Source organism: Geothermobacter hydrogeniphilus (assembly GCF_002093115.1).
Taxonomy (GTDB): domain Bacteria; phylum Desulfobacterota; class Desulfuromonadia; order Desulfuromonadales; family Geothermobacteraceae; genus Geothermobacter_A; species Geothermobacter_A hydrogeniphilus.
This window is the reverse complement of record NZ_NAAD01000008.1, coordinates 17208-41339: the sequence shown is the minus strand read 5'-3', so window position 1 is coordinate 41339 and position 24132 is coordinate 17208. Positions and strand designations below refer to the sequence as shown.

Here is a 24132-nt window from a genome sequence, read left to right as displayed (position 1 = left end):
GCAGAGATGGAGAGAAAGATGAACCAGCCCTGGCTTTCAACCCCACAATCCCGACCCGGCTGTCTCTGCGGCTCTCCCTCTCAGCGCCTCTCCGTTGAAAAAGGTTTTCTTGGCGCTCTTGGCGTCTTGGCGGCATAAAGCTTTTTCATCCGCCCTACCGCAGGCATTGAAAAAGTCCCATGCACCACAGACACGACCCGCACGGCTCGCCGTTGACGTGACAATCCTGCTCGAAGTTGTCGGTCTGGATGTAATCGCAGGGCGCCAGGGTACAGGCAAAACAGAAAGGATAGTCGTAGCTGAGAACACTGCGACGAAAGGCGCTGAACTCGGGGCTGTTCCAGATAGCGAGCAGGCTCCGGTCACCGACCCGGCCGAAACTGCGGGCCTGGACCTGCTGTTCCCAGCCGCTGGCGTGACAACGGTAACCGTGCCAGAGGAAGTAGCAAGGATGCACCCTGCCGTCCCAGCTGATGAAGGCGCTGCCATCCTCGATGAATTCACAGCGCCGTTGAGCCTTCGGGACCCCCCCCGGCAGCCGCAGCTCGAGACCGAGTTCGGCGGCAAGCCGCTCGGCCTCCTGAAAAGTGGCGCCAACCTGATCCAGAAAAGGCCGATCGATCCCCAGCAGTTTCTTCAGATCGAAGAAGATGCCCCGTTGTTCGGCCTCCCGCTTCATCCCGGCCACCAGTTCGATGAGCCGTTCCTCCTCGGGACTGCGACCGTAGGCGAACTTGAAGGCAACCTGGAAATAGCGGCCGATGTCGACCCCGAACTGTTCGCCCTGCCGTTTCCAGCGGTCGAACAGTTCGATGGCGGCGGAGGTAGCGTCGGGGTAGGCCTTATGCTCCAGGCTCTCCTCGGCGTAGGGCAGCAGGTGGCTGACCAGGGCGAATTCGGCCCCTTGAGCAGCAGCCCAGCGCAGGGTGTCACAGAGCTGGTGCAGGTTCTGTTTCATCAGCACGAACTCGACTCCGGCCTTGAGCCCCGGTCGCAGCGTCCTTGCCTCGCGCAGGGCGGCAAAGGCGGTCTCCATCGCCTGCAGTTCGCCCCCCTCGCGCAGCGCGCGAAAGGTTTCCGGCGAGCTGGCATCGACCGACAGGCAGACCCGGTCGAGCCCGGCGGCAGCCAGGGAGCGCGCCCGCGCCGCATCCAGCAGCAAGCCGTTGCTCTGAAAACCGATCCAGCCGGTCTCCGGCATCGCCCGCCGCGCCCGGCGGATGAAATTTTCGAGCTGCGGATGCAGCAAAGGCTCACCGATGCCGTTCAACACCAGCGCCTGCAGAGAGCCCATCGCCGGCAGCAGGGCCGCAAAGGTCTCGTCCGAAAGATCGCCCTCGGCAGCCGCCGTTCCCGGGGTCTGCTTGACACACATGGCGCAGTTGAGGTTGCAGCGCGCGGTGGTCTCGACGAACAGCTTGCTCGGCTGCGCGAGGGATGCGGGGTGATTCATGGCGGGGTCCGCCTGCTGCAGTGTGGACATGATGCGTAGCTTTCCTGTTGAGGAGGGAACAACCCGCCCCGCTTTTGCAGGCGGAAAGGAATGAGCTGTCACCCAGGCTTCAGTATGCCGGAGGAAGGCAGGACGGTAAAGAGCCACAAAAAAAATGTTTTCCCGACCTGAAAAGCCCCTTCCAATCACCAAAGAAGAAGGTATTATTAATTTTTGTTGTAATCCTGAACCAATGAGCCCCTTGTTGGCGGACAGCACACGTCATTGACCTGCCTGTGTTTCCCAAAAATCACCAGCGAACCTATGGGTGCGCTTCAGATTTTTGGCAATCCCATTCAGGCCAAGCACTTGCACTCTCCATCCAACAGGTACTCATTGATTCAGGTAATCCGAAAATCACAGTGTGTCGCCGAGCCTGCCCGCCTACCGGAATGTTCCCACGGCGCCAGGCCGCCGGGTTCGACTGGAAACGGCCGGGCCTCCCTGGGGGAAAGGGACCCTGTGGTCAACCTCGAGCGTGGAGGAATGCAACACATGGACAAGATCGTCAGAATCGACATGGGGGCAGCAGGAGGTCCGAAGGTCAGCTTTGAACCGGTCGGCGAGTATGCCGGGCTGGGGGGAAGAGCGGTAACCTCGCTGATCATCAGCAAGGAAGTCAATCCCCTCTGCCATCCCCTTGGCGACGAAAACAAGCTGGTCATCGCGCCCGGCATGCTCAGCGGCACCAGCGGCGCCATGAGCGGCCGACTCTCGGTCGGCTGCAAGAGCCCGCTGACCGGCACCATCAAGGAGTCAAACGCCGGCGGTCAGGCCGCCCAGGTGCTGGCGCGCATCGGCTATGCCGCCATCATCCTTGAAGGCAAGCCGAAAGGGGACGATCTCTACAAGATCATCGTCACCCCGGACGATGTCAAAGTTGAAATCGACAACAGCCTCAAACTGCTGAACAACTATCCACTGATCGAAAAGCTGCGCGCCCAGTACGGCGACAAGGTCGCCTACATGTCGATCGGCTCGGCGGGTGAACGGCTGATGCTCGCCTCCTCGATCGCCTGTACTGACCCGGAACTGCGCCCCACCCGCCACTGCGGACGCGGCGGCGTCGGCGCGGTGATGGGGTCGAAACGGGTCAAGGCGATCATCCTCGACGATGCCGGCCGCAAACAACGGGCGCCGAAAGACCCGGAAGCCTTCCGCGATGCCAACCGGATCTTCGTCGAGGGACTGCGCAAGCATCCGGTCACCGGCGAAGGCCTTCCCGCCTACGGCACCAACGTGCTGACCAACGTCCTCAATGAGGCCGGTGGTTATCCGACCCGCAACTTCACCTCGGGCGTTTTCGAGGGCGGTGCCAAACTCAGTGGTGAGGCCCTGGCGGAAATGGAGATCAAACGCGGCGGCAAGGCCACCCACGGCTGCCATCGCGGCTGCGTGATCCAGTGTTCCGGCATTTTCAACGACAAGGACGGCAACTACCTCACCAAACAGCCGGAGTATGAGACCGTCTGGGCCCATGGCGGCCACTGCGGCATCGACGACCTCGACACCGTAGCGAAACTCGACTACATGGATGACAACTTCGGCCTCGACACCATCGAAATGGGGGTCACCATCGGCATCGCCATGCAGGCCGGGCTGGCGGAATTCGGCGACAGTGAAGGGGCCATCAGGCTGCTCGAAGAGGTCGGCAAGGGGACGCCGCTGGGCCGCACTCTCGGCAGCGGTGCCGGTATCACCGGCAAGGTGTTCGGCGTCGAAAAGGTGCCGGTGGTCAAGAACCAGGCGATCCCGGCCTACGACCCGCGCCCGATCCAGGGCATCGGCGTCACCTACGCCACCACCACCATGGGCGCCGACCACACCGCCGGCTACGCCATTGCCACCAACATCCTCAAGGTCGGCGGCGATGTCGATCCGTTGGGGACCGAAGGACAGATCGAACTGTCGCGCAATCTGCAGATCGCCACCGCGGCCATCGACTCGACCGGCATGTGCCTGTTCATCGCCTTCGCGATTCTCGATCAGCCGGAAACCTTCCAGGCCTACATCGACATGCTCAACGCCTTCTACGGCACCGAACTGACCGCCGACGACGTGGTCGAACTGGGCAAGAAGGTCCTGACCGCGGAACGCGACTTCAACAAACGCGCCGGTTTCACCAGCGCCGACGACCGCCTGCCGCGCTACTTCTACACCGATCCGATCGCGCCGCACAACCAGACCTTCTCGATGAGCGACGAGGAGCTGGACGGAGTCTACAACTGGTAAATGAATGCCCGGAGGTGGCCGCATCCGGTCGCCTCCGGGCTGCAAGCAAGGACGAAAATGCCTGGCACCCCATCTCTTGAGCTACAACTCCCGAAAGATCGTCTGGCAAATTTCTTCCCACTGTTTCAGGAGGGGGTCGAGGTCGAAGTCGAAGTCGGCCATACCGTCAGGCAGATGCTGATGGAACAGTTCAACATCAGCCGTGACTACCAGGCTAACCGGATTACGACGATATTTCTCAACCATAAGGCGGTCGACGATGCCGCCACGGCGGTGATCGAAGACGGCGCTACCCTGGCTCTCTCCGGCGCCATGCCCGGACTGGTCGGCGCCACCATGCGCAGCGGCGGGCATCTCGCGGCCATGCGCGACGGCATCACCTACCGGAATCCCGAGCAGGCGCCCGCAACCGGGCGGGGACGTATCCGCCTGAAACTGTTCAACCTGCTGCTGCCGGAGTTGGCACCGCGGATTCTCCTGCACGGCATTCTGCTCGAACCGCAGCGGTTCAGCTCCCTTTTCGCCGAACTGCCGGAAAGCTTCCACTCAGGCGACCGGCTGTCGGTTGCCGACAAACGATTGCGGGAGAACGAACACCTGGAACTCAGAGTCCTTTTCGGAGACCGGAAACCATGAAAATTACCGTTAAGCTCTTTGCCACCTTCCGCGCCGGGCGCTTCGATATCGAAACCCGCGACTACCCCGCGGGGACTAAGGTCGGGCAGGTTGTCGAACAGCTCGACCTGCCGATGGAAAAACTCGGCATCCTGATGATCAACAGCCGCCACGTGGACCTGGATCGCTGCCTCGAGGACGGGGATACGCTGGCTATCTTTCCCCTGGTTGGAGGAGGTTGACCATGGACGCGTTGCAGACATTTCTCCATGAACGGGCCACGGACGGGCTGGTTTCGTGGCATGACCAGCAGCAGGCAGGCGAACAATTCAACCGGCCCGTCGCCGAAGTCGAGGAAACCATTCTTCAGGCCGGACTGCTGCCGGCCCGCTACCAGCGCAACCAGCAGATGATTTCAACAGAGCAGCAGTTGCTGCTGTTCCGCAGCACGGTTGCCGTGATCGGCGCCGGCGGCCTTGGCGGCTACATCCTTGAACAGCTGGCGCGCCTCGGCGTCGGCCGGATCATCTCCATCGATGATGACATCTTCGAGGAGAACAATCTCAACCGCCAGCTGCTCTCGTCACCGAAAAACCTCGGCCGGGTCAAGGTCGAGGTCGCGGCGGAACGCATCGCCGAAGTCAATCCGGCCGTAACCCTGACCCCGATCCGGGCACTGCTGGGCAGGGACAACGGCGCCGAACTGCTTTCCGGTGTTGACTGCGTGGTCGATGCGGTAGATAATGTTCCGGCCCGACTGGAGCTGGAAGAGCTGTGTGAATCCCTGCAGTTGCCCCTGGTTCACGGCGCCATCGCCGGCTGGTACGGGCACGTGGCAACCATTCTGCCCGGAGAAGGCACACTGAAAAAGATTTATCGCCACTGGCAGGGCGGCAAGGGGGTCGAGGCGCAACTCGGCAATCCCTCCTTCACCCCGGCGCTGGCGGCGAGTTTCCAGGTCGGTGAAGTCTGCAAGCTGCTGCTCGAACAGGGACGACCATTGCGCAACCGGCAACTCGTCTTCAACCTGCTCGATATGGAGATTGACGAAATTACGTTCTGATACCAGCTGACAACAATCTACTGCTCTCCGAGCCGCATCACCTAAAGGGCAACCCAGGGTGAACGGCCAATGGGTACGGTCGGAAACAGCCGTGCCTCCCACGCTTGGAAAGGAGAACTCAAACCGATGCAACACTCGTGGTGCATCCAACGGGGTTCCTTTCCATCGTGAAAGGGACCCCGTTTCTGTTGCCACAAAAGGAGGCTGACCACGAACAACCATCTGAAATAACCTGAATCAGGATAAATATTCTATCCTGAATCCGTGGGTTTGTGCCGGATGAAGAGTGTAAGTGCTTGGCCTGGATGCGATTTTCAAAAATCTAAGGCGCACCCACAGGTTCGCCGGTGATTTTGGGGAAGCGCAGGCAGGTCAATGGCTTGCACAATTCGCCGGTGACAAACTCACGGATTCAGGTCTATGTCTCCGAGCCGTTTCACCTGGCGGATTCTTCCTACGGTGCACGGCCTATGGGTTCGGTTGGAAACGGCCGGGCCTCCCACGCTTGGAAAGGAGAATCAGCCACCCTTTTCTGTTCTGGTGGTCGGACAAACGGGACCGGCACTCTTGCCGGGCTCCGGGTTGTCCGGTCGCGCCTGCGCCTGAGGTGTCTGCACTTCTTTCCCGGCAAAATCAACACCGGAAAGGAGGTTCAGATGTTTGGGCGAGCAGCAACTGTCCGTCGCTGCTCATGTCATGGACGTTGAATTGAGATTTAACAGGAAGGAATGGTTCAATGATTCGCAGTGTAATTTCGTGTGTCGCAGCAGTTTTACTGATGGGCTGTCTGACTCCGGCAGCCAGGGCCCGTACCCTGGAGGATATCCTCAAAGACAAAGGCGTGATTACCGCTGAAGACTATGCCGAGGCCACCAGGAATCCCGCTCTTGCCTACTACCAGCCGGGCAAGGGGATGACGATCGAAACAGCCGACGGCAACTACAAGGCGCAGATCGGCGGCTATGCCCAGTTGATTTACCGCTACAGCGACTATGATGACTCCGCCAGAAACAACAAGAGTGACTTTGATATCCGCCGTTTCAAAATTCAGTTGAAAGGGCACTTGGTCAACAGGAAATTCGGTTACAAATTTCAGGGAGAGATGGCCGGCGGCTTCAAAACCGAAGATGCCTATCTCAATTACAAATTCGGGGCTCCGCTGGTGCTGCAGGGTGGCCAGTTCAAACCCCCGCAGGCCCGTCAGGAATTGACTTCGGCTTCACGGCAGCTTTTCCCCGACCGCTCGCTGGCCAATGACACCTTCAATTTCGGACGGGATCAGGGGATTCAGATTGCCGGCAGTTTTAAACACAAACTGCTGCAATACCGCGTCGGGGTGTTTAACGGCAATGGTCCGAACATCAGCAATCCCGACAATCACCTGATGTACAACGGACGCATCGACATCAACCCGCTGGGCTCCTTCAAGATGAATGAAGCAGGCTTTCCACCCCAAAAAGCCCTGCTGAACCTCGGCGCCTCATTTTCCTATAACACGGTCACGGGGGATGACGTCGGCAGCAATTTCGACAAAGACAACGATGTCCTCGACAAGGCACTCAACCTCGATGCCATGACCAAGGCAGAGTTCACCACCGCCTACGGAAAGGACCTCAAGGTGCAGGTCATGACAGCCAACATCAACTACAAATGGTCGGCCCTGACCATGGCAGGCGAATATTACGCCATGAATGCCGACCCGGAAATTGGCGAGGACTGGGATGCGGACGGTTATTACCTGCAGGCGGGCTACCAGGTTCTCCCGCAGACCCTGGAGGTCGGCGTACGTTATGCGGCCATCGACTCCGACAGCAAAACGGCAACCCGACAGGTCTCGGCAGAGTTTGACAAGTCCGAAACCCAGGTCGGCGTCAACTACTACTTCAATAAGCATCTGGCCAAGCTGCAGACCGATCTCACCTTCGTGCAGGACGATCTGAAAAACAACGGCGATGATGTGGTTTTCAGAATGCAGGCGCAGTTTTACTATTAACCTGAATCAGTGAGTTCCTGTTGGATGGAGAGTGCAAGTGCTTGACCTGAATGAGGTTTTCAAAAATCTGAAGCGCACCCATAGGTTCGCTGGCGATTTTTGGGAAGCTCAGACGGGGCAATGACTTGTGCTATACGCCGACAAGGGGCTCACTGATTCAGGATTAACAGTCAATCCGGATCCGGCCCATGCCGGATCCGGATGATCCTTGGGAGGAAAGAACATGTTACGTCATTTCGTGATAACAACCCTGCTGGTCCTGCTCGCAATGCCCGCCTTCGCCATCGAGCATCTGCGCCTGGCGACCACCACCTCGACCGAAAATTCCGGGCTGCTGGCCGAACTGCTGCCGCCCTTTGAAAAGGCCAACGACTGCCACATCGACGTCATCGCCGTCGGCACCGGCAAGGCCCTGAAACTTGGAGAAACCGGCGATGTCGACGTGGTGCTGGTCCACGCCCGCAGCAAGGAGGACAAATTCGTGGCCGCCGGCTACGGCGTCGACCGGCGGGATGTGATGTACAACGATTTCGTCATTCTCGGCCCCAAAAGCGACCCGGCCGGCATCAAGGGACTCAAGGACGCGGTGGCAGCGATGACCAGAATCGCGCTGACGCAGGCGACCTTTGTCTCCCGCGGGGATGATTCCGGTACCAACACCCGCGAACTCCAGCTCTGGAAAGCCGCCGGTATCAAGGCGGAGGGCGACTGGTACCTTGAGGCCGGCCGCGGCATGGGCGAGGTTCTGACCATGGCCGACGAACGTCGCGGCTATACCCTGAGCGACCGCGGCACCTACCTCGCCTACCGGGACAAGATTGACCTCGGAGTCATGGTCGAAGGGGACAAAAGATTGTTCAATCCCTACGGAGTCATCATGGTCAACCCGGCCCGACACCCCCATGTCAAGGTCAAGCTGGCGCGGAAATTCATGGATTTCCTCACTTCGGACACCGGCAGAAAACTGATCACCGGCTATCGCCGCGGCGGTGAACAGCTCTTTTACGTCGCGGATTGACGGGAGCCTGACTTGGGTTACCTGCTAGAATCGCTGGGCACCGCGCTCGGCATGATCATCCACCTCAACGGGGAGGTGCTGGGCGCCGTCGGAGTCTCCCTGGCAACCTCCCTGACAGCGACGGTGTTCTCGACCGTCTGGGGGGTGCCGCTCGGAGCGGCGGTCGGCGTCGGCACCTTTCCCGGACGACGGATCATCCTGACCCTGCTGAACACCCTGATGGCCCTGCCGACGGTGGTCGTCGGGCTGCTGCTGTTCGGACTGTTCAGCCGCCAGGGGCCGCTGGGCGGTCTCGGGCTGCTTTTCACCCCCTGGGCGATGATCGCCGGGCAGACGGTGCTGGCGACCCCGATCATCGCCAATTACACCCTGTCGGCGGTGACCGGCGCCGACCCGCGCATCCTGCCGACCGCCCTGACCCTGGGGGCGGGCCGGCTGCGCGGCACCTGGCAGCTGCTGCTGGAGGTTCGTTTCGGCGTCATGGCGGCCATTGTCGCCGGGTTCGGTCGGGTGATCGCCGAGGTCGGGGTGGCGATGATGCTCGGCGGCAACATCCGCGGCTACACCCGCACCATGACCACCGCCATCGCCCTGGAGACCAGCAAGGGCGAGTTCGCCTTCGGGCTGGCGCTGGGCATGGTGCTGCTGAGCGTGGCACTGATGATCAACCTGTTTCTCAACCTGATGCAACAGAGGTGAATCGAATGGACGATCTTCTGCGGTTGCGCGATGTCGTTTTCCGTCGCGACAATTTCACCCTGCGGGTGAACACTCTCGACCTGCAGGCCGGTGGACGTTATCTGCTGACCGGTCCCAACGGAGCGGGCAAAAGCACCCTGCTGCAACTGCTGGCGCAACTGCTGGTCCCGCAACAGGGAGAACTGTGGTTTGCCGGTGAGCCGGTGACCGGCCCGAGGCAACGGCAGCAACTGCGCCGGCAGATCACCCTGGTTGAACAAAGCCCGTTTCTTTTCAACGGCACCGTCTACCAGAACCTGGCCTTCGGCCTGCGCCTGCGGGACATCAAGGGAGATCTGCAGCGCCGCCGTATCGAACGGGCCCTGGCGGCCGTCGGCCTGGAGGGTTTCGAATCCCGGCACAGCGACAACCTCTCCGGCGGTGAAGTCCAGCGGGTAGCCCTGGCGCGGGCGCTGGTGCTGCGCCCGAGGCTGCTGCTGCTGGACGAAGCGAGCGCCGGGCTGGACACCGAGGCGCTGCCGATGTTCGAAAAACTGATCACCGACCTGTCCGACAAGGGCGTGACCGTGGTCCTGGCCGGCCATGACCAGCAGCAGCCGCGACGGTTGAAAACCAGGCTGTTGCCGTTGCGCGACGGGATCCTCACACTCCCGAAGGACGATGAAAAGCAGCTGGAATCAGATCCCGTCCCGCTGCAGGCCCGGGCTTAGAAACTCATGTACAACGAAACCGTCAAAGATCATTTCTATCACCCGCGCAATGCCGGCGAACTGGAAGATGCCGACGGCATCGGCGAGGTTGGAGATATCAACTGCGGCGATATCATGCGCATCACCCTGCGGGTTGAACGGGATATCATCACCGCTATCCGCTTCAAGACCTTCGGTTGCGCGGCCGCCATCGCCACCTCGTCAATGGTGACGGAACTGGCGAACGGCAAGACCCTGCAGCAGGCGCTGCGGATCAGCAACGCGGATGTCGCCGCCGCTCTCGGTGGCCTGCCGGAAGAGAAACTGAGCTGTTCCAACCTGGCCGCCGACGCCCTGCACGCGGCCATCCGGGATTACCGCGCGCGCCGCTCACCCTGAACATTCCGGGTCACGACAACTCCCCTGCGGCACTCCGTCCTTCTTCCGCGGCAGATAGCGCCACATATCGCCGCCATGCATCGAATCGAAAAGTTCAGCATAGGCGGCAAGGGCCTGATCCCGACTGGCGGTGTCGATTCGAACCGCCCTGGCGGCGAACTGGTGGCACCAGCGGCAATCTTCGCAATCAACATCGCGGCAACTCTGATCCTGGAACCGCTCCAGGAACCCGTCCAGGGCGCGATTGTCGATGTAGACCGGCGGATCCCCCTCCAGCGGCCGGATCATGCCGCGCAGCTCCGCCAACCGTTTCAGCGGCATCAACCGCAACGGGTTGACCAGACCCGGACGGATCAGGAACCGCAGCATCCAACCGAGCCCGCGACGATAATAACGGGCCCCCTCCTTGATCCCCTGAAACCCGTACGGCTGAATGAGATCAAGCAGGTTGCCGTCAAAACGCCGGGCGGCATAGGCCTTGACCCGGGCCAGCAGAATCTCGGTCGGCAGGTCGCGCTCGGCGATCTTGAACAGATCGTAGCCCAACTCTTCATAGACCGGCAGATCATCGGGACGAATCCACTCGGAACGGATGTAATTAACCGGATCTTCCAGTTTCATCGCGGTACATTTGAGAAAGCACCAGTCGACGAAAAAACCCTTGTTCTCACTCCCGGTCTGGCCGGCATGCGCCAGGGCGTTCATGTGCATCGGCGACATGGAACAACCGGACAGGCAGTTGTTGTTGGCCATCAGTTCCAGGTCGCAACGGACCGCCTTGCGGATCTCCCGCAGGGTCTGCAGCTCGCGGTTGACCAGGATGCTGTCAAGCACGATGCAGTCCGCTCCCATCTCCTCCCACATCTGGGCCTTGCGCACCCGGTCGACGCCAGCGAATACGGAGATACGGACCCGCAGCTGCGGGAACCGGGTCTTGACCAGCTGCAGCATGAAGGGGGTGGCGACGGTCACCGAGGTCACGCCGATGCGGCTGATCCACTCCAGCAGCTGGTTGATTTTCTTCTGCCCCTGGCGGGTGATTTCAACGTTCCCCAGGCAGGCGGCATTGAGCAGATAGTTGAAGGCGATTCCGGCGTCCCGCGCCTGGGCGACATGTTCGGCAAGCTGCCGGCGGGAAACCTTGCCCAGCTGGTAGGGCGCCCGCCCTCCCCCGACCACGTCCTCCCGCAACTTGCCGAACAACTCGACAACCGGATAATCCTTCAGGGATTCAATCAACTGCGGATCGAAATTGGTGGCGACACTCAGTCTCATCGTTCAGCTCTCTTTTCCGCCCAAAAAAGAACAAGGGGCCCCCTTCCGGGGCCCCCTTGTTTGTTGACAAAATAATCCAAAGCGGCAACACCTCGCCGCTTCCCTCACTCTACAGCTTCTCGGCGTTGGAGGCAAGGTAGGAGGCGACGCCTTCGGCGTTCGGCTTCATCCCTTCATCCCCCTTGTTCCAGCCGGCGGGGCAGACTTCGCCGTACTGTTCGGTGAACTGCAGGGCATCGATCATGCGCAGCATTTCGTCGACGTTGCGACCCAGCGGCAGATCGTTGACCACCTGGTGACGAACGACGCCTTCCTTGTCGATCAGGAAGGAACCGCGGAAGGCGACGCCTCCGGCTTCGAATTCAACGTCGTAGGCCTGGCAGATCTGATGCTTGACATCCGCGACCAGCGGATAGGTGACCTGGCCGATTCCGCCCTCTTCAACCGGGGTGTTGCGCCAGGCGACGTGGGTGAACTGGGAGTCGATGGAGCAGCCGATGACCTGCACGCCGCGCTCTTCGAATTCCTTGATGCGCTTGGAGAAAGCGATCAGCTCGGTCGGGCAGACAAAGGTGAAATCCAGCGGATAGAAAAACAGGACAACATACTTGCCCTTGTAATCGGCGAGCTTGAACTCGGCATTGATGCTGCCGTCGGGCATGACGGCGGCGGCGGTGAACTCGGGGGCCTGCTTTCCAACCAGAACACTCATGATATTCATCTCCTTGTTTGTCTGTTGTTGGTGGAACCGAAATTTCCTGACAATTCTACTCAGCGACTCACGACTGTCAAGCAAAATCTGACCTATTTAGTCATTTTTAGTCACTTGATTATCAGCCCCTTGCATGAGCATCGATCGAGAACATTCAGGATGACGTTTTTTTGCGGCTGCGGGGGTGCGCCTGGTCATAGACGCTGGTCAGGTGTTCAATACTGACCCGGGTGTATTTCTGCGTGGTGGAGAGCGAGGCGTGACCGAGCAGCTCCTGAATGGCGCGCAGGTCGGCACCGGAATCGAGCAGGTGAGTGGCGAAGGAATGTCGCAGGGCATGGGGGGAAGCGTCACGCAAAACGTCGCTTTTCAGCAGCCGGCGTTTGAGCTGCCGCTGGACACTGCGCGGACTCAGGCGGCCGCCCCGGCAGTTGAGAAAGAGGGGGTGATCCGGGGCGACAGCGGAGCGTGCGTCGAGATAGGTCCGCAACGCGGCCAGCGCCTTGGTGCCGACGGGAACGATCCGCTCCTTGCTTCCCTTGCCGAGCACCCGCACCAGGCCGGCGGCAAGGTCGAGATCTCCGACGTCGAGCCCGGTCAGCTCCCCGACCCGCAGCCCGCTGCTGTAGAGCAGCTCGAACATCGCCTGATCGCGCAGGGCGAGAAGATCCCCGTCACCGCCATGATCGAGCAGTCCGAACACCTCGTCGACAGAGAGGGTACAGGGCAGGTACTTGTCCTGCCGCGGGGTCGCGATCAGCTCGCCGGGATTGGCGTCAAGATCCCCCTCACGCACCAGGAAACGGAAAAAGGTCCGCAGAGCGGCCAGCTTGCGGGCAATGGTCGACTTGCGGTTGCGCCGGTGCAGTTCGGCCAGATGCCGCCGCAGCAGCAGGCGGTCGACCCGGTCGACCCGGAACGCCTGCCCTTCCTCCAGGCCGAGATAGCCACGAGCGCAGCGGATAAATTCCTCCAGGTCGCGCCGGTAGGCCTTACGGGTATGCACCGACAGGTTGCGTTCAACGTCGAGGTGGCGATAAAACCGCTGCAATTGCTCTTCCATCAGAGAATTGTAGCACAAGGAAAACATATCCCAAATCCACCGACAATTTCGGGATTCGGCTGTCGTTACGGCTGAATCTGCTTCGTTGCCTTCACCGCTTCGGTGCTCAACGTAGCTCGGCTACGTTTGCGCCCGAAACGGCGCGGCGCCTCGCATCTCCACCCGTTCCGCCACCCTCGGTCCACAAAACAGCTGGTGGACTTGGGACATATCCGTCATGTTTGACGGACGGGTGGTCCCATGGCATAATTGGTGCCCCTGCAAGGATCTCAATATGCATATATTTTTCAATATGTTAGCCATCGTCTTCGCGATCGTGGCACTGATCACGCTGCTCTCCTACGCCATCTACTGGTACGAGTCGGCCAACCTCAGTCCGCAACTGCTGGAACAGCGTTTCGCCCCGCGTCGCCTGCTGCTGGCCCTGCGGCTGCTGGTCAGCGAAACGTTGCTGCTGTTCGTCAGCGTGGTGTTGCACCCGCTCGGCTGGATCTGGCCGAAAGAAAAACCGACAGTTGACGGCGGCAAGCCTCCAATTATTCTGCTGCACGGGCTGTTTCACAACCGCTCCTGCTGGTGGTGGTTGAAGTGGCGGCTGAAGCGGGCCGGCTATCGCACGATTTACAGCCTGCACCTGTCAGCCTGGCATGACATTGAGGTCCTCACCGAACTGATCGCCAAGAAGGTCGACCGACTGCGCCTGCAGGCCGGGGTCGAGCAGGTCATTCTCATCGGTCACTCAATGGGCGGCATCCTCGCCCGCAACTATATCCAGCGCCGCGGCGGCGCGGCGCGGGTGGCGCACTGCATCCAGCTCGGGACTCCGAACGGCGGCTCGAAACTCGCCCCCTTCGCCGTCAGCCCGCTGGCCCGCAACCTGTTGCCCGGATCAACCTTTCTGGCCGAACTCAATGCCAGCAAACTGCCGTCCGACATCCCCCTGACCTCCATCTACAGCCGCCACGACAATATTGTCATCCCGGCCGCCTCCGCCCGACTGAATGGTAGCCGCGAGATCGAACTGCAGGGCATGGGACACATGGGCCTGCTGTATAAGAAATCCGCCGTGGCAGCAGTACTCAAAGCCCTCGAAGATTCCACGGCATGACCACCTTCGAAGTTCTCAGCCGACAGCGGGTGGAGATGATTGACATCACGGATCAGGTGCGGCAGGCCGTTGCCGACAGCGGCATCCGCTCCGGCATCTGCGTCCTCTGCACACCCCACACCACCGCCGCGATCACCATCAACGAAAATGCCGACCCGGATGTGGTCCGCGACCTGGTGATGGAACTGAACAAGCTGGTTCCCTTTGAAGACAACTACCGGCACCTCGAAGGCAACAGCGCCGCGCACCTGAAGAGCAGCCTGGTCGGCGCCGGCGAAACCCTGATCATCGAGGATGGCCAGCCGCAGCTCGGCACCTGGCAGGGGATCTGGTTCTGCGAATTCGACGGTCCGCGGCGACGACGCGTCCAGCTGCAGGTCATCGGCCGATGAACACTGTCAGCCTGCAGGCCCTGGCCGACTACCGGCCGACCGCGATCGACGCCGCCCTGCGGCAGCTGCTCGCCCCCCTCGGCGGCATCGAAACCTTTGTCCAGCCCGGCCGGAAGGTGCTGCTCAAACCGAATCTGCTGTCCGGGAAATCTCCTGACAAGGCGGTGACCACCCATCCGGAAATCGTCCGCGCCGTGATCCGCCTGGCGCAGGCGGCCGGCGGCATCGTCAGCGTCGGGGACTCTCCCGGTCTCGGCCGGCCCGAACAGGTGGCGCGCAAATGCGGCATCCTGCAGGTGATCGAGGAGACCGGCGCCCGCTTCGCCCCCTTCACCGAATCACAGCCGGTCACCGCCGACGGCGGCACCTTTCACCAGTTGGAGATCGCTCGCGACATCCTTGACGCCGATGTCATCATCAACCTGCCCAAGCTCAAGACCCACCAGATGATGGGATTGACCTGCGCGGTGAAGAACCTGTTCGGGGCGGTGGTGGGGATGCGCAAACCGCGTCTGCACCTGCAGGCCGGAGCCGACAAGGAGTTCTTCGCGCTGATGCTGCTGGAGCTGGCGGAGCAGGTTTCCCCGGCCCTGACCATTGTCGACGCGGTGGTGGGGATGGAGGGGGATGGTCCCGGCAGCGGCGACCCGGTGCCGATCGGCGCCCTGCTGGCGGGCCGCGATCCGGTCGCCGTCGACACGGTCGCCGGTGAGCTGGTCGGCATGAGCGCGGACCAGGTCTGGACCTGGAAGGTCGCCCGCGACAGCGGACGGTGGCATACCCGAATCGAAGAGCTGCAACTGGCAGGGGACGCGCTTGAGACGTTGCGCTGCCCCGCGTTCCGCCCGGCGAAAAGCACCGATGCCGGCTTCGGCCTGCCCGCCTTCCTGCGGACCCGGCTCAAGCGGGCTCTCAGCGCCCGGCCCGTCATCGATGCGACCGCCTGTATTCGCTGCGGGCACTGCGTCGATCACTGCCCGCCACAGGCGATGCAACTCGACCAGCGGGTCGAGATCGACGACCGACTCTGCATCCGCTGTTTCTGCTGCCAGGAACTCTGTCCCAAGGGGGCGATTGACACCAGACAGGGCTGGCTGCTGAAACTCACAGACCGCTCAGGTCACTGAATTCCGACCGGCATTTTCCTCAACCAGCACCGCGCAGGACGGGCAGCCTGGCTCTCCGGCGTTGAACTGCAGTTCGGCGCGGAGATAATTGAGGGCATCCTCGAAACGTCCCAGCTCACCACCGAACCCGGCCTGGAAGCGGCGCGCGTTCTCCTCCTCGACAAAGGTCAGAATCGACGGCCGACAGCAGGGCGCGGCGGTGCTGCCGTAGAGAAAAAAGGAACGCTGTACGCTGTGCAGCTGGCCGCTCAGGTAGTCGGCGGTCAGGGCCATGATCACCTGGGCGCCGAGGCTGAGCTGGGCCGAGATGCCGCAATGGGGGCAGCAGGCGTGACGCTGGGTTCCGTCACGCAGCGTCATGCTGTAGACCAGGTGCTGGGTGGCCGGACGGAAACAGATCATACATTCCCGCAACCCGTGAGATCCCCCGCTGCGTTCCTGCTCAACGGGAGCTTCCGGCTTCGGCAACACCGCACCGCCATGAATCCGTCGCAGGGCGCCGCGCTTTTCCAATAAATCCAGATCGCGGTGTACAGTCATCTTCGACACCCCGAGAACGGCGGCCAATTCGTTTATCGACAGGCTGCCCTCTGCCTCCAGGCGCTCCAGCACCAGCTTGCGTCGTTCGGTTCCCCGCATACGTACCCTCTTTCGAAATCCTGAATCAATGAGTTTCTGCTGGATGGAGAGTGCAGGGGGCTCACTGATTCAGGAGAATGTTTTAAACATAACATCTTTTATCACACTTCAATCCTAAGCACACTGGATTTTCACCTAACGTGCCGGTAAATTTTGTTTCATAAAAAACATTTTCTGCCAAACCCGGACAGGAGGGAAGATGCCGGCAACCCGTTTCGTTCATCGGTCCAGAAATATCGACCCACTCACTGTCCGCGGAACACCGCCCGGCCGGCCAACTCTGCGCCAGATCCGCAAGCTGATCATCAGCCCGGTCCGGGGCTGTCTGAACGAGCAACAACAGCACCGCCGGCTCGACCAGTCCCAGGAGTTGGCACGATGAGACGCAGTCTGTCGGCAACCATGTCAGGACTGCTGCTTGTCACGCTGTTCATGGTCCCGGTGACCGGGCGGGCCGAGACCACCCTGCTGGACGAAATCACCGTCCGCGGCCAACGACAGTCGTCACAGCAGGAGAGTCTGACCATCCGCGAGGTGCGGGAGAGCCCGGCGAGGGACATCGGCGAGGCCCTGCAGGCGGTTCCGGGCCTGAGCTCGGTACGCAAGGGGGCGATCGCCAACGATATCGTGCTGCGCGGTCTCATGCGCGACAACATCAACGTCTTCCTCGACGGCGTCAGGCTGCAGGGTGGCTGTCCCTCGCGCATGGACCCGCCCTCCTTTCACTTCGACTTCGCCGAGGTCGAATCGATCGAAATCATCAAGGGGCCCTATGACCTGGCCAACCCGGGAAGCATGGGCGGCATGATCAACGCCGTACCCAGGGCACCGGGCGAAGGACCGGGTTTCAGGGCCAACCTCAGCTACGGCAGCGACAACTATCTCGACAGCTCCCTGGTCGGCAGCTACGGCGGCGAGACCCTCGACGGACTGCTCGGCTATGCCTACAAGACCTCCGACATCCCGGAATCAGGCGACGGCAAACGACTGACCGAAATCTACCCGGCCACCAGCCCCAACCGCTACCGGCCCGAGGCAATCGATTCGAAGGCCTACGAAATCAACACCCTCTGGACCAGAGGGGGCTACAAGCTGGCAAAGGGACGCAGTGAAATCAGCTACGCCTACCAGGACGCCGACCACGTCCTCTATCCCTACCTGCTGATGGATGCCGATTACGACCGCACCCACCGGGTCAACTGGACCACCCGGCTGCACAACCTGTCCGCCAACCTGACCGCACTGAATTTTCAGGCCTGGTACAACCGCGTCGAGCACCGGATGGATGACAGCCTGCGCGAAAGTTCACGGCCGAGCATGATGGTAACCCGCCCCGCCATGATGCTGACGGACGCCGAAACCATGACCGCCGGTGCCAAGCTGAACGGTGATTTCCGGCTCGGCCCCGGCACCCTGAGCGGCGGAATTGATATCTACCGCCGCAACTGGGACGCAACCAACGAATCGGCCATGTGGATGAGCTACGACCCGCAGCCGATGATTCCCGATGTCGATATCGACAATCTTGGCGCCTTTGCCGAATACAGCTGGCCGTTGACCGGGAGCCTGACTCTCAAGGGGGGCGCGCGACTGGACTACACCGAGGTCAAGGCGAAGGCGCTCTCCGCCACGCGCCTCGCCGGCCTCTATCAACCCTATTTCGCTCCCGGAATCGCCGCGGACACCGACTTCACCGAACCAGGCGGCAACCTGCAACTGACCTGGCAGGCGACCGACCAGCTGGAAATCTTCACCGGGGCCGCCTCCGTCAGCCGCCCCCCCGACCAGCAGGAACTCTACATCGGCCTGCAACGGACAACGGGTCAAAACTGGCTCGGCAACCCGAACCTTGGCGCCAGCCGCAACACCCAGGTCGATTTCGGCGCCAAGTGGTCCGGCGAGACCCTCTTCGCCAGCGTCTCCCTCTTCTACAGCCGAATCTCGGACTTTATCTACATCACCGAACAACCTGACCCGGACGGCACCGGTCCGCTGATCCAGGCCCGTACCTACCGGAATGTCGACGCCAGGTTCAAAGGCGGCGAGTTAAGCGGCCAGGCATCTCTGCCCTTCGATCTTTTCCTGCAGGGCAGCCTCTCCTACGTCAGGGCGGAAAACGACGACAGCAACCGCCCGCTGGCGGAGATCCCGCCCTTAAACGGCCGTCTCGCCCTGCGTTACGACAACGGCGACTGGTTCGTCGAGGCGACCGAACGCTTCGCCGACCGTCAGAACCGGGTCGACCCGGACCTGCAGGAAGAGGAAACCGCCGGCTGGGCGGTCACGGATGTCAAGGCCGGAGCCGACTGGAACCGGTGGTCGCTGACGGGTGGGGTAAACAACATCTTCGACCGCTTCTACTTCAGCCATCTCTCCTACCAGCGCGACCCCTTCAGCAGCGGCGTCAAGGTCCCGGAGACCGGTCTCTTCGCTTACGCCACCCTGGCCTTCCACTACTGACAAGGAGAAACTGTGATCGGACGCTGCTGCCATGAAGAAGGCCACCCCTGGAGCGGCCCCCTGCTGATCTCACTGGGGCTGCACTTTCTTGGTCTGGCCCTGACAGGGATGATCTATGATCTCCAGGTCCGGATGCCGGACCCTCCGGCACCCATCAAGGTCGGGCTGATCTTCACATCCGCCCCGAAGCCGACCGTGCCGGCGGTTCGCCCTTCGACTCCGCCTCACCAGGCAACCCGGCGACCTCAGCCCGCGAAACCACCGGCAGCCGGGACCGATCCACGGCCGATCAAAAAAGCCGCGCCGAAACCGGCACCGGTCGTAAAGACAGCCCACCCGACACCGGCGGCGTCCGCACCGAAACCACCGCCCCCGGCGCCGCACCGACTCCCGCCATCCACGGCAATCACCGCCCCCGTCCCGTCACCGGCAACCGTACCCGCAGAGGCGCTCCCTGCTGAAACGGCCCCCGCACCGGCCGCCCCCCGCGCCGATCCGGCGGGAAATCCCGCCTACCGGGCCTACCTCAGTGACATCCGCCAACGCGTCGACCGCAGCAAGCGCTACCCGCTGATGGCGCGACGCGGCGGGCAGCAGGGCGTGGTGCTGATCGACTTCGAGATTAACGCCGAAGGCAAACTGTGCCGCTGCGAAGTCGAGCGCGGCAGCGGCTTCAAGCTGCTCGACCGGGCGGCCCTGAAAGCGGTCCGCGCCGCCGCTCCCTTCTCTCCCCTGCCGGAAGACTTCGGCCCCCGCCTGGCACTACAGCTGCCGATCCGATTTGAGCTGCGGCGATAAAAAAGGCCCTCCGGCTCAGGCTGGAGGGCCTTTTTTCTGGATTTCACCGTTCGGGACTCAGGTCTCGTAGACCAGTGTCCTGATCATGCCGATCACCGACCCGTTCTCCGTGATCGGCATATCCTGCACGGAAATCACCCGGGCGACATTCTCCACCACGAAGGCGTTCACCCTGGCATCGAGTTCTTCAAGTTCGCGCCGCGTCTTGAACGGCTGCAACGGCTCACCGAATGTTTTGACCTGGATCATCGCGACCTCCGTCGACTCGATCCCGGGTCCGGTTCAGGCCGAACTCAGATCTGCACGACCTCTTTCACCCCCGGGATCTTCTCTTTCAGGGTTCGTTCGATGCCCATTTTCAGGGTCATGGTCGACATCGGGCAGGAACCGCAGGCCCCGGTCAGCCTGACGCTGACCACGCCGTCATCGGTCACATCAACCAGCTCGACATCACCACCATCGGCCTGCAGGGCAGGACGAACCTGATTCAATACCTCTTCAACCTGTGCTCTCATGAAGCAACCTCCAATCGTGTCTGTTAAGTATACCTCAAATCAGCAAAGCGCACTGACCTGGAACCGCACCGCCGGGCCCCGCTGGCTCAAAACGGTCGTCTAACGAAATATAGCAAGATCTAACAGGGGTGTTGAAAAAACCATGTTCCCCGGGCTGAGCAAAAATGCCCAGATGCAAGGCGGCCGCAGCCCCGCGGAATAAGGCGTACCGCAAGGTACGTCGTTGACGCGGGGTGAGGGCAACGCAGCAGATGGGTGTTTTTCATCAGCCCACTAAGGGATCGGTATCGCGTCGATACCTCTCTGACAGAGCAACTCGGGGCTGCCGAGCCCCTTGCCCTGAACCAGCACCTTGAAGGTCTCCCCCATCCCCCCTTCGGGCATGATCAGGTTTTTCAGCGTCATACGCAGTTGCTGCGCCTTGCGCGGATCATTCTCTTTCGCCTGCAGTTCCATCAACACCTCGACAAAACCGAGCCCCATCAGAAACCGGTACTGTTCACCGAACCAGAGGGTCTCCAGTCCGGCCTCCGCGCCGGCTTTCTGCAGGGCGGTAAAATCGACGTGACTGGTGATATCCTGGCAGCCGATGTGAACATAAGGATTATCGTTGCTCTGGTGCTGATGGTAGCACAGCAGCGTCCCGGCACTGCGAAACGGGGCGTAAAGCTCTTCCGCCGGGTAGCCGTAGTCGATGGTCAGCACCAGCCCGCGCCCAAGCAGATCGCCGACCTGCCGCAGCCAGTCGACCGCGGCCGGATTGGCTTCAGCACGGCAGCCTTCCAGCGGGCCGCAACCAAGCCAGTCGAAGTAATCGATAACCGCCGAAGCGGGCTGACGCAGTTCTTCGGCAAATCGGTCGTCCTTTTCAACAACATAGACTTCCCGCAGCCGGTTGTCCCTTTTCTCCAGCAGGTGAACCGGGAAGGCATCGACCAGTTCGTTGCTCAGAAAACAGCCCTGCATACCGCGCAGAGCTTCGAGCTCGCACCAGTCGACCCTGGCCGTATGGCCGGCCAGCAACTGCTGCTGCCGCTCTCGATTCACCGGGCTGACCTCGACCAGGCGGTAGCTGAGACCGGCATAACAGTCCGGGTTCTCCCGCTGCAGGGCGTCGAGAATATCTAGAGCCAGGTGCCCCTCCCCGGCCCCCTGTTCGGCCACTGTCATTGATTGTCGGCCGAGCAGCTCCCACACCTGGACGATCTGCCGGGCGATCAGGCGACCGAAAAGATGATGCACGCTGCTCGACGTGAAGAAGTCGCCTTCCTTGCCGATACGCCGACGCGGCGACATGTAATAACCGTACTCGGGATGATAGAGACACAACCGCATGTAATCGATGAACGGCAGCCCCCCCCGGCTCCTGATCTGCTCACCGATCAGCTCCCGGAGCCGGTGATTTTCCTGAATTTCCTCGGTCATTGGCCTATTTATCCCTCCGGTTTGAAGGGGCTGATTTTAGCCGAGGACGTGCTGCTTGACAAGTAAAAGGTGACTTTTTTGCTCGGACTTTCTCATGGAAGAAGGCCCAGCAACTGGTGGATCTGCAATAGATCCGCGGTTTCGGAGACCAGCAGGGTCGGGATACCGAGGTCGGCGGCCGGCTGCAGGTCGACCTGATGACGGTCACCGATGAAAAGAAAACTCTCCGGCGGCCCGCCGATATCCTCCAACAGGAGTTGCAGGGTCACCGGGTCCGGCTTCGGCACCCAGCGAAACTCGATGGTGTAGAGCCGGTCGAACATCTCTTCGACCCCGAGCAGGGCGAGAATCTTGCAGGTCAGCGGCAGGTTGTTGTTGGTATAGATATAGAGAGAGCAGTGATCCCGCAACGAGTCGAGCAGAGCCTGCAGCACCGGGTCGTAGACCAGATAGTTTTCCGGGCGGATGAAATCCTGAAACACCCGGTGCAGTTCCTGGACCGAGAGCCCCAGCTCAACACAGGCCTGGGTCAGGGTCGGTTCCCGGTCAAGACTCTCCGCCAGTCGCTCGCGGGACCCCCGCAGCAGTTCCGCCCCCCTGCGGGGGCTGATGCCGCGACTGCGTGAAACCAGTTCTTCAGCCGCCGCGCCGATCTCGCGTTGCAGTCCGGCATTGGTGTAGAGAGTTCCGTCGAGATCGAAAACTATCGATCGAACATGCTCGGCAGAGGTCAGCAAGGGCGACTCCAACAACAGAGGACTGGACAACTCCGGCCCCATCCGACCGGGTCTGACAAGACTACCAGAGATGCCCCCGCAGGCAAGCGGCGAAACCGGACCCCGTGCGCCCTTAATCCTGAACCTGTTGAGTTTCTGTGGGATGGAGAGTGCCAGTGCCCGGTCTGCATCAGATTGCCGGAAATCTGAAGTTCACTGGTGATTTCCAGGAAGCTCAGGCAGGTCAATGACTTGTGCTGTCCGCCGACAAGGAACTCACGGATTCAGGTTGATCGTACCGCAGCACCCGGCGCGCGGCGGCCGGATCGTTGCTGAACAGACCGTCGACCCCGAAACGCCGCATCCGCCGCAGGGGGCCATCACCGTCAACCGTCCAGGGAACAACCGCCAGTCCCCGCCGACGGCAGGCGGCAACCAGGGCCGGCCCGACCAGGGAGACACGGGGATTCAGGCTCTCCGCTCCGAGGCGGCGGGCAGCCGCCAGCGCCGGTCGCCAGAACCGCTGGTCGGTCAGCACCGCCAGCGGCAACCCGGCATCGTGTTGCCGCAACTGACGCAGCAACCGTCGATTGAAGGAGGAGAGTACGACCTCGGCCCGCGGAAAGCGGCGCACCAGGTCGAGGACCGGGCGGGCGGCGGCACCATCCTTCAGTTCGAGATTAAGACGCAGTCGACCGCCGAACAGAGACAGCACCTCCTCCAGCAACGGCACCGGTTCTCCGGCGAATCGGTTATCGAACCAGCTGCCGGCGTCGAGCCGCCGCAGATCGCGCAACAGCCAGCGGCACAGCCGCCCCCGGCCGTCGGTGGTGCGGTCGAGCGTCACGTCGTGCAGCACCACCGGAACGCCATCGCGGGTCAACTGGATATCCAGTTCAATACCGTCGGCGCCATCTTCCAGAGCAGCGAAAAATGCTGCCAGGGTATTCTCCGGGGCACGTGCCGACGCGCCCCGATGCGCCCAGATAAAGAGGCCCATCAGGGCAACCCCTTCAGCACCGGATAGCCGCGCAGCTGCCAGGCCCAGATGCCGCCGGTCAGATTGTAGACATCGGCATAACCGCTTCGGGCCAGATAATCGGCAACCCGTGAACTGCGTGAACCGACCGCGCAATAGACCAGGACCGGCCGGTCCTTCGGGACTTCAGCGATCCGGGCGACAAAGTCATTGATGGGAATCAGCCGGGCGCCGTCCAGCCGCACCTCGGCATATTCCTGTGGGGTCCGAACATCGAGCAGAAAAAGATCATCCATTGTCGCGATGATCTTCCGTGCCTGATCGGCATTGATATTCCTGACCTGTGCCGCACGGACCGGGCCGACCGGGAGCAGCAGCGAGATTGACAGCAGAATTCCAGCTATCCGCAACAGAGGCATGTTTTTCCTCCAGCATCAAGGGTTCCCTACAGTATATCCTGAATCAGTGAGCCCCTGTTGGATGGAGAGTGCAAGTGCTTGGCCTGAATGAGATTTCCAAAAATCTGAAGCGCACCCATAGGTTCGCTGGTGATTTTTGGGAAGCTCAGGCAGGACAATGACTTGTGCTGGCCGCCGACCAAGGGCTCACTGATTCAGGTATATGCAAAAAGCCATATACTGACCAGCACTGTTCCCGCAGGTATCGTGCTTTTTCCGCCGTTCAGCAAACCCTTGTCAAGCGGGACAGCAGTTGCTAAACTTC

The 24132-nt window shown here is 61.3% G+C and carries 26 protein-coding genes and 3 riboswitches; of the genes, 15 read left to right on the top strand and 11 right to left on the bottom strand.

The window, feature by feature from the left end; translation table 11 throughout:
* Positions 1-154 precede the first annotated feature (154 nt).
* On the bottom strand, positions 155-1483 hold the full coding sequence (locus tag B5V00_RS07785; RefSeq protein ID WP_085010212.1) for a radical SAM/SPASM family putative metalloenzyme maturase: 1329 nt from the start codon (positions 1481-1483) through the stop codon (positions 155-157).
* Positions 1484-1848: 365 nt separating this feature from the next.
* Positions 1849-1965: riboswitch (molybdenum cofactor riboswitch) on the top strand.
* 22 nt (positions 1966-1987) lie between these two features.
* Here B5V00_RS07785 and B5V00_RS07780 point away from each other — a divergent pair.
* The 9 genes from B5V00_RS07780 (at position 1988) to B5V00_RS07740 (ending at position 10200) form a co-directional block, all read left to right on the top strand.
* Positions 1988-3724: an aldehyde ferredoxin oxidoreductase family protein gene (locus tag B5V00_RS07780; RefSeq protein ID WP_085010211.1), complete on the top strand. Its 1737-nt coding sequence runs from the start codon at positions 1988-1990 to the stop codon at positions 3722-3724.
* Positions 3725-3781: 57 nt separating this feature from the next.
* The gene (locus B5V00_RS07775; RefSeq protein ID WP_139800701.1) at positions 3782-4360 is read left to right on the top strand and encodes a hypothetical protein; all 579 of its coding nucleotides are present in this window, start codon (positions 3782-3784) and stop codon (positions 4358-4360) included.
* Positions 4357-4581, top strand: a complete 225-nt coding sequence (locus tag B5V00_RS07770) for a MoaD/ThiS family protein (RefSeq protein WP_085010209.1) — start codon at positions 4357-4359, stop codon at positions 4579-4581. Before B5V00_RS07775 ends, B5V00_RS07770 begins: the two co-directional genes overlap by 4 nt.
* A 2-nt stretch (positions 4582-4583) precedes the next feature.
* Entirely contained in the window at positions 4584-5402 is an 819-nt protein-coding gene (locus tag B5V00_RS07765; protein WP_085010208.1) for a HesA/MoeB/ThiF family protein, read from the top strand.
* Between the two features lie 13 nt (positions 5403-5415).
* A riboswitch (molybdenum cofactor riboswitch) is annotated at positions 5416-5533 on the top strand.
* Between the two features lie 281 nt (positions 5534-5814).
* Positions 5815-5934: riboswitch (molybdenum cofactor riboswitch) on the top strand.
* 246 nt (positions 5935-6180) lie between these two features.
* Complete coding sequence (locus tag B5V00_RS07760) at positions 6181-7395, top strand: porin (RefSeq protein ID WP_172399655.1); 1215 nt, start codon at positions 6181-6183, stop codon at positions 7393-7395.
* Positions 7396-7618: 223 nt separating this feature from the next.
* Positions 7619-8413: an ABC transporter substrate-binding protein gene (locus tag B5V00_RS07755; RefSeq protein ID WP_085010206.1), complete on the top strand. Its 795-nt coding sequence runs from the start codon at positions 7619-7621 to the stop codon at positions 8411-8413.
* A gap of 12 nt (positions 8414-8425) precedes the next feature.
* Complete coding sequence (locus tag B5V00_RS07750; RefSeq protein WP_085010205.1) at positions 8426-9112, top strand: ABC transporter permease; 687 nt, start codon at positions 8426-8428, stop codon at positions 9110-9112.
* A gap of 5 nt (positions 9113-9117) precedes the next feature.
* Positions 9118-9822, top strand: coding sequence for an ATP-binding cassette domain-containing protein (locus tag B5V00_RS07745; RefSeq protein WP_085010204.1), 705 nt, complete (start codon positions 9118-9120; stop codon positions 9820-9822).
* Between the two features lie 6 nt (positions 9823-9828).
* Entirely contained in the window at positions 9829-10200 is a 372-nt protein-coding gene (locus B5V00_RS07740) for an iron-sulfur cluster assembly scaffold protein (RefSeq protein WP_085010203.1), read from the top strand.
* On the opposite strand, the gene B5V00_RS07735 is transcribed toward B5V00_RS07740, so the two are convergent.
* The 3 genes from B5V00_RS07735 to xerC form a co-directional block, all read right to left on the bottom strand.
* Complete coding sequence (locus tag B5V00_RS07735) at positions 10192-11475, bottom strand: U32 family peptidase (protein WP_085010202.1); 1284 nt, start codon at positions 11473-11475, stop codon at positions 10192-10194. The two genes, B5V00_RS07740 and B5V00_RS07735, sit on opposite strands and share 9 nt — an antisense overlap.
* Before the next feature lie 109 nt (positions 11476-11584).
* On the bottom strand, positions 11585-12187 hold the full coding sequence (locus B5V00_RS07730) for a peroxiredoxin (RefSeq protein ID WP_085010201.1): 603 nt from the start codon (positions 12185-12187) through the stop codon (positions 11585-11587).
* A gap of 154 nt (positions 12188-12341) precedes the next feature.
* Positions 12342-13268, bottom strand: coding sequence for a tyrosine recombinase XerC (xerC, locus tag B5V00_RS07725; protein ID WP_281249674.1), 927 nt, complete (start codon positions 13266-13268; stop codon positions 12342-12344).
* 256 nt (positions 13269-13524) lie between these two features.
* Here xerC and B5V00_RS07720 point away from each other — a divergent pair, with 256 nt between their 5' ends.
* Genes B5V00_RS07720 through B5V00_RS07710 form a run of 3 tightly spaced genes read left to right on the top strand, consistent with a single transcriptional unit; the run spans position 13525 to position 15877 of the window.
* Positions 13525-14358 carry an alpha/beta fold hydrolase gene (locus B5V00_RS07720; RefSeq protein WP_172399654.1) on the top strand — a complete coding sequence of 278 codons (834 nt, stop codon included), beginning with the start codon at positions 13525-13527 and terminating at the stop codon, positions 14356-14358.
* Complete coding sequence (locus B5V00_RS07715) at positions 14355-14750, top strand: secondary thiamine-phosphate synthase enzyme YjbQ (RefSeq protein ID WP_085010199.1); 396 nt, start codon at positions 14355-14357, stop codon at positions 14748-14750. Before B5V00_RS07720 ends, B5V00_RS07715 begins: the two co-directional genes overlap by 4 nt.
* A complete protein-coding gene (locus B5V00_RS07710; RefSeq protein WP_085010198.1) occupies positions 14747-15877 on the top strand; it encodes a DUF362 domain-containing protein in 1131 nt (376 codons plus the stop codon). Before B5V00_RS07715 ends, B5V00_RS07710 begins: the two co-directional genes overlap by 4 nt.
* Here the strand turns inward: B5V00_RS07710 and B5V00_RS07705 are convergent.
* Positions 15866-16516 (bottom strand): DeoR family transcriptional regulator, encoded by a 651-nt coding sequence (locus B5V00_RS07705; RefSeq protein ID WP_085010197.1) that lies wholly within the window; start codon positions 16514-16516, stop codon positions 15866-15868. The two genes, B5V00_RS07710 and B5V00_RS07705, sit on opposite strands and share 12 nt — an antisense overlap.
* 199 nt (positions 16517-16715) lie before the next feature.
* Here B5V00_RS07705 and B5V00_RS07700 point away from each other — a divergent pair, with 199 nt between their 5' ends.
* From B5V00_RS07700 to B5V00_RS07690, 3 genes are read left to right on the top strand one after another with little or no spacing between them, the layout of a single operon-like run.
* Positions 16716-16898 (top strand): hypothetical protein, encoded by a 183-nt coding sequence (locus B5V00_RS07700; protein WP_085010196.1) that lies wholly within the window; start codon positions 16716-16718, stop codon positions 16896-16898.
* Entirely contained in the window at positions 16895-18976 is a 2082-nt protein-coding gene (locus B5V00_RS07695) for a TonB-dependent receptor (protein ID WP_245803930.1), read from the top strand. Before B5V00_RS07700 ends, B5V00_RS07695 begins: the two co-directional genes overlap by 4 nt.
* Before the next feature lie 12 nt (positions 18977-18988).
* Positions 18989-19774 carry a TonB family protein gene (locus tag B5V00_RS07690; protein WP_085010195.1) on the top strand — a complete coding sequence of 262 codons (786 nt, stop codon included), beginning with the start codon at positions 18989-18991 and terminating at the stop codon, positions 19772-19774.
* 57 nt (positions 19775-19831) lie between these two features.
* On the opposite strand, the gene B5V00_RS07685 is transcribed toward B5V00_RS07690, so the two are convergent.
* From B5V00_RS07685 to B5V00_RS07660, 6 genes are all read right to left on the bottom strand, one after another.
* Positions 19832-20023 (bottom strand): hypothetical protein, encoded by a 192-nt coding sequence (locus tag B5V00_RS07685; RefSeq protein ID WP_085010194.1) that lies wholly within the window; start codon positions 20021-20023, stop codon positions 19832-19834.
* A gap of 44 nt (positions 20024-20067) precedes the next feature.
* Positions 20068-20289 (bottom strand): NifU family protein, encoded by a 222-nt coding sequence (locus B5V00_RS07680; protein ID WP_085010193.1) that lies wholly within the window; start codon positions 20287-20289, stop codon positions 20068-20070.
* A gap of 273 nt (positions 20290-20562) precedes the next feature.
* Positions 20563-21714 (bottom strand): class I SAM-dependent methyltransferase, encoded by a 1152-nt coding sequence (locus tag B5V00_RS07675; RefSeq protein ID WP_085010192.1) that lies wholly within the window; start codon positions 21712-21714, stop codon positions 20563-20565.
* 92 nt (positions 21715-21806) lie between these two features.
* Entirely contained in the window at positions 21807-22451 is a 645-nt protein-coding gene (locus tag B5V00_RS07670) for an HAD family hydrolase (RefSeq protein ID WP_172399653.1), read from the bottom strand.
* Between the two features lie 223 nt (positions 22452-22674).
* Positions 22675-23430: a glycerophosphodiester phosphodiesterase gene (locus tag B5V00_RS07665; RefSeq protein ID WP_085010190.1), complete on the bottom strand. Its 756-nt coding sequence runs from the start codon at positions 23428-23430 to the stop codon at positions 22675-22677.
* Positions 23430-23828 carry a rhodanese-like domain-containing protein gene (locus tag B5V00_RS07660; RefSeq protein ID WP_085010189.1) on the bottom strand — a complete coding sequence of 133 codons (399 nt, stop codon included), beginning with the start codon at positions 23826-23828 and terminating at the stop codon, positions 23430-23432. The genes B5V00_RS07665 and B5V00_RS07660 overlap by 1 nt, the downstream gene beginning before the upstream one ends.
* Between the last annotated feature and the right edge of the window lie 304 nt (positions 23829-24132).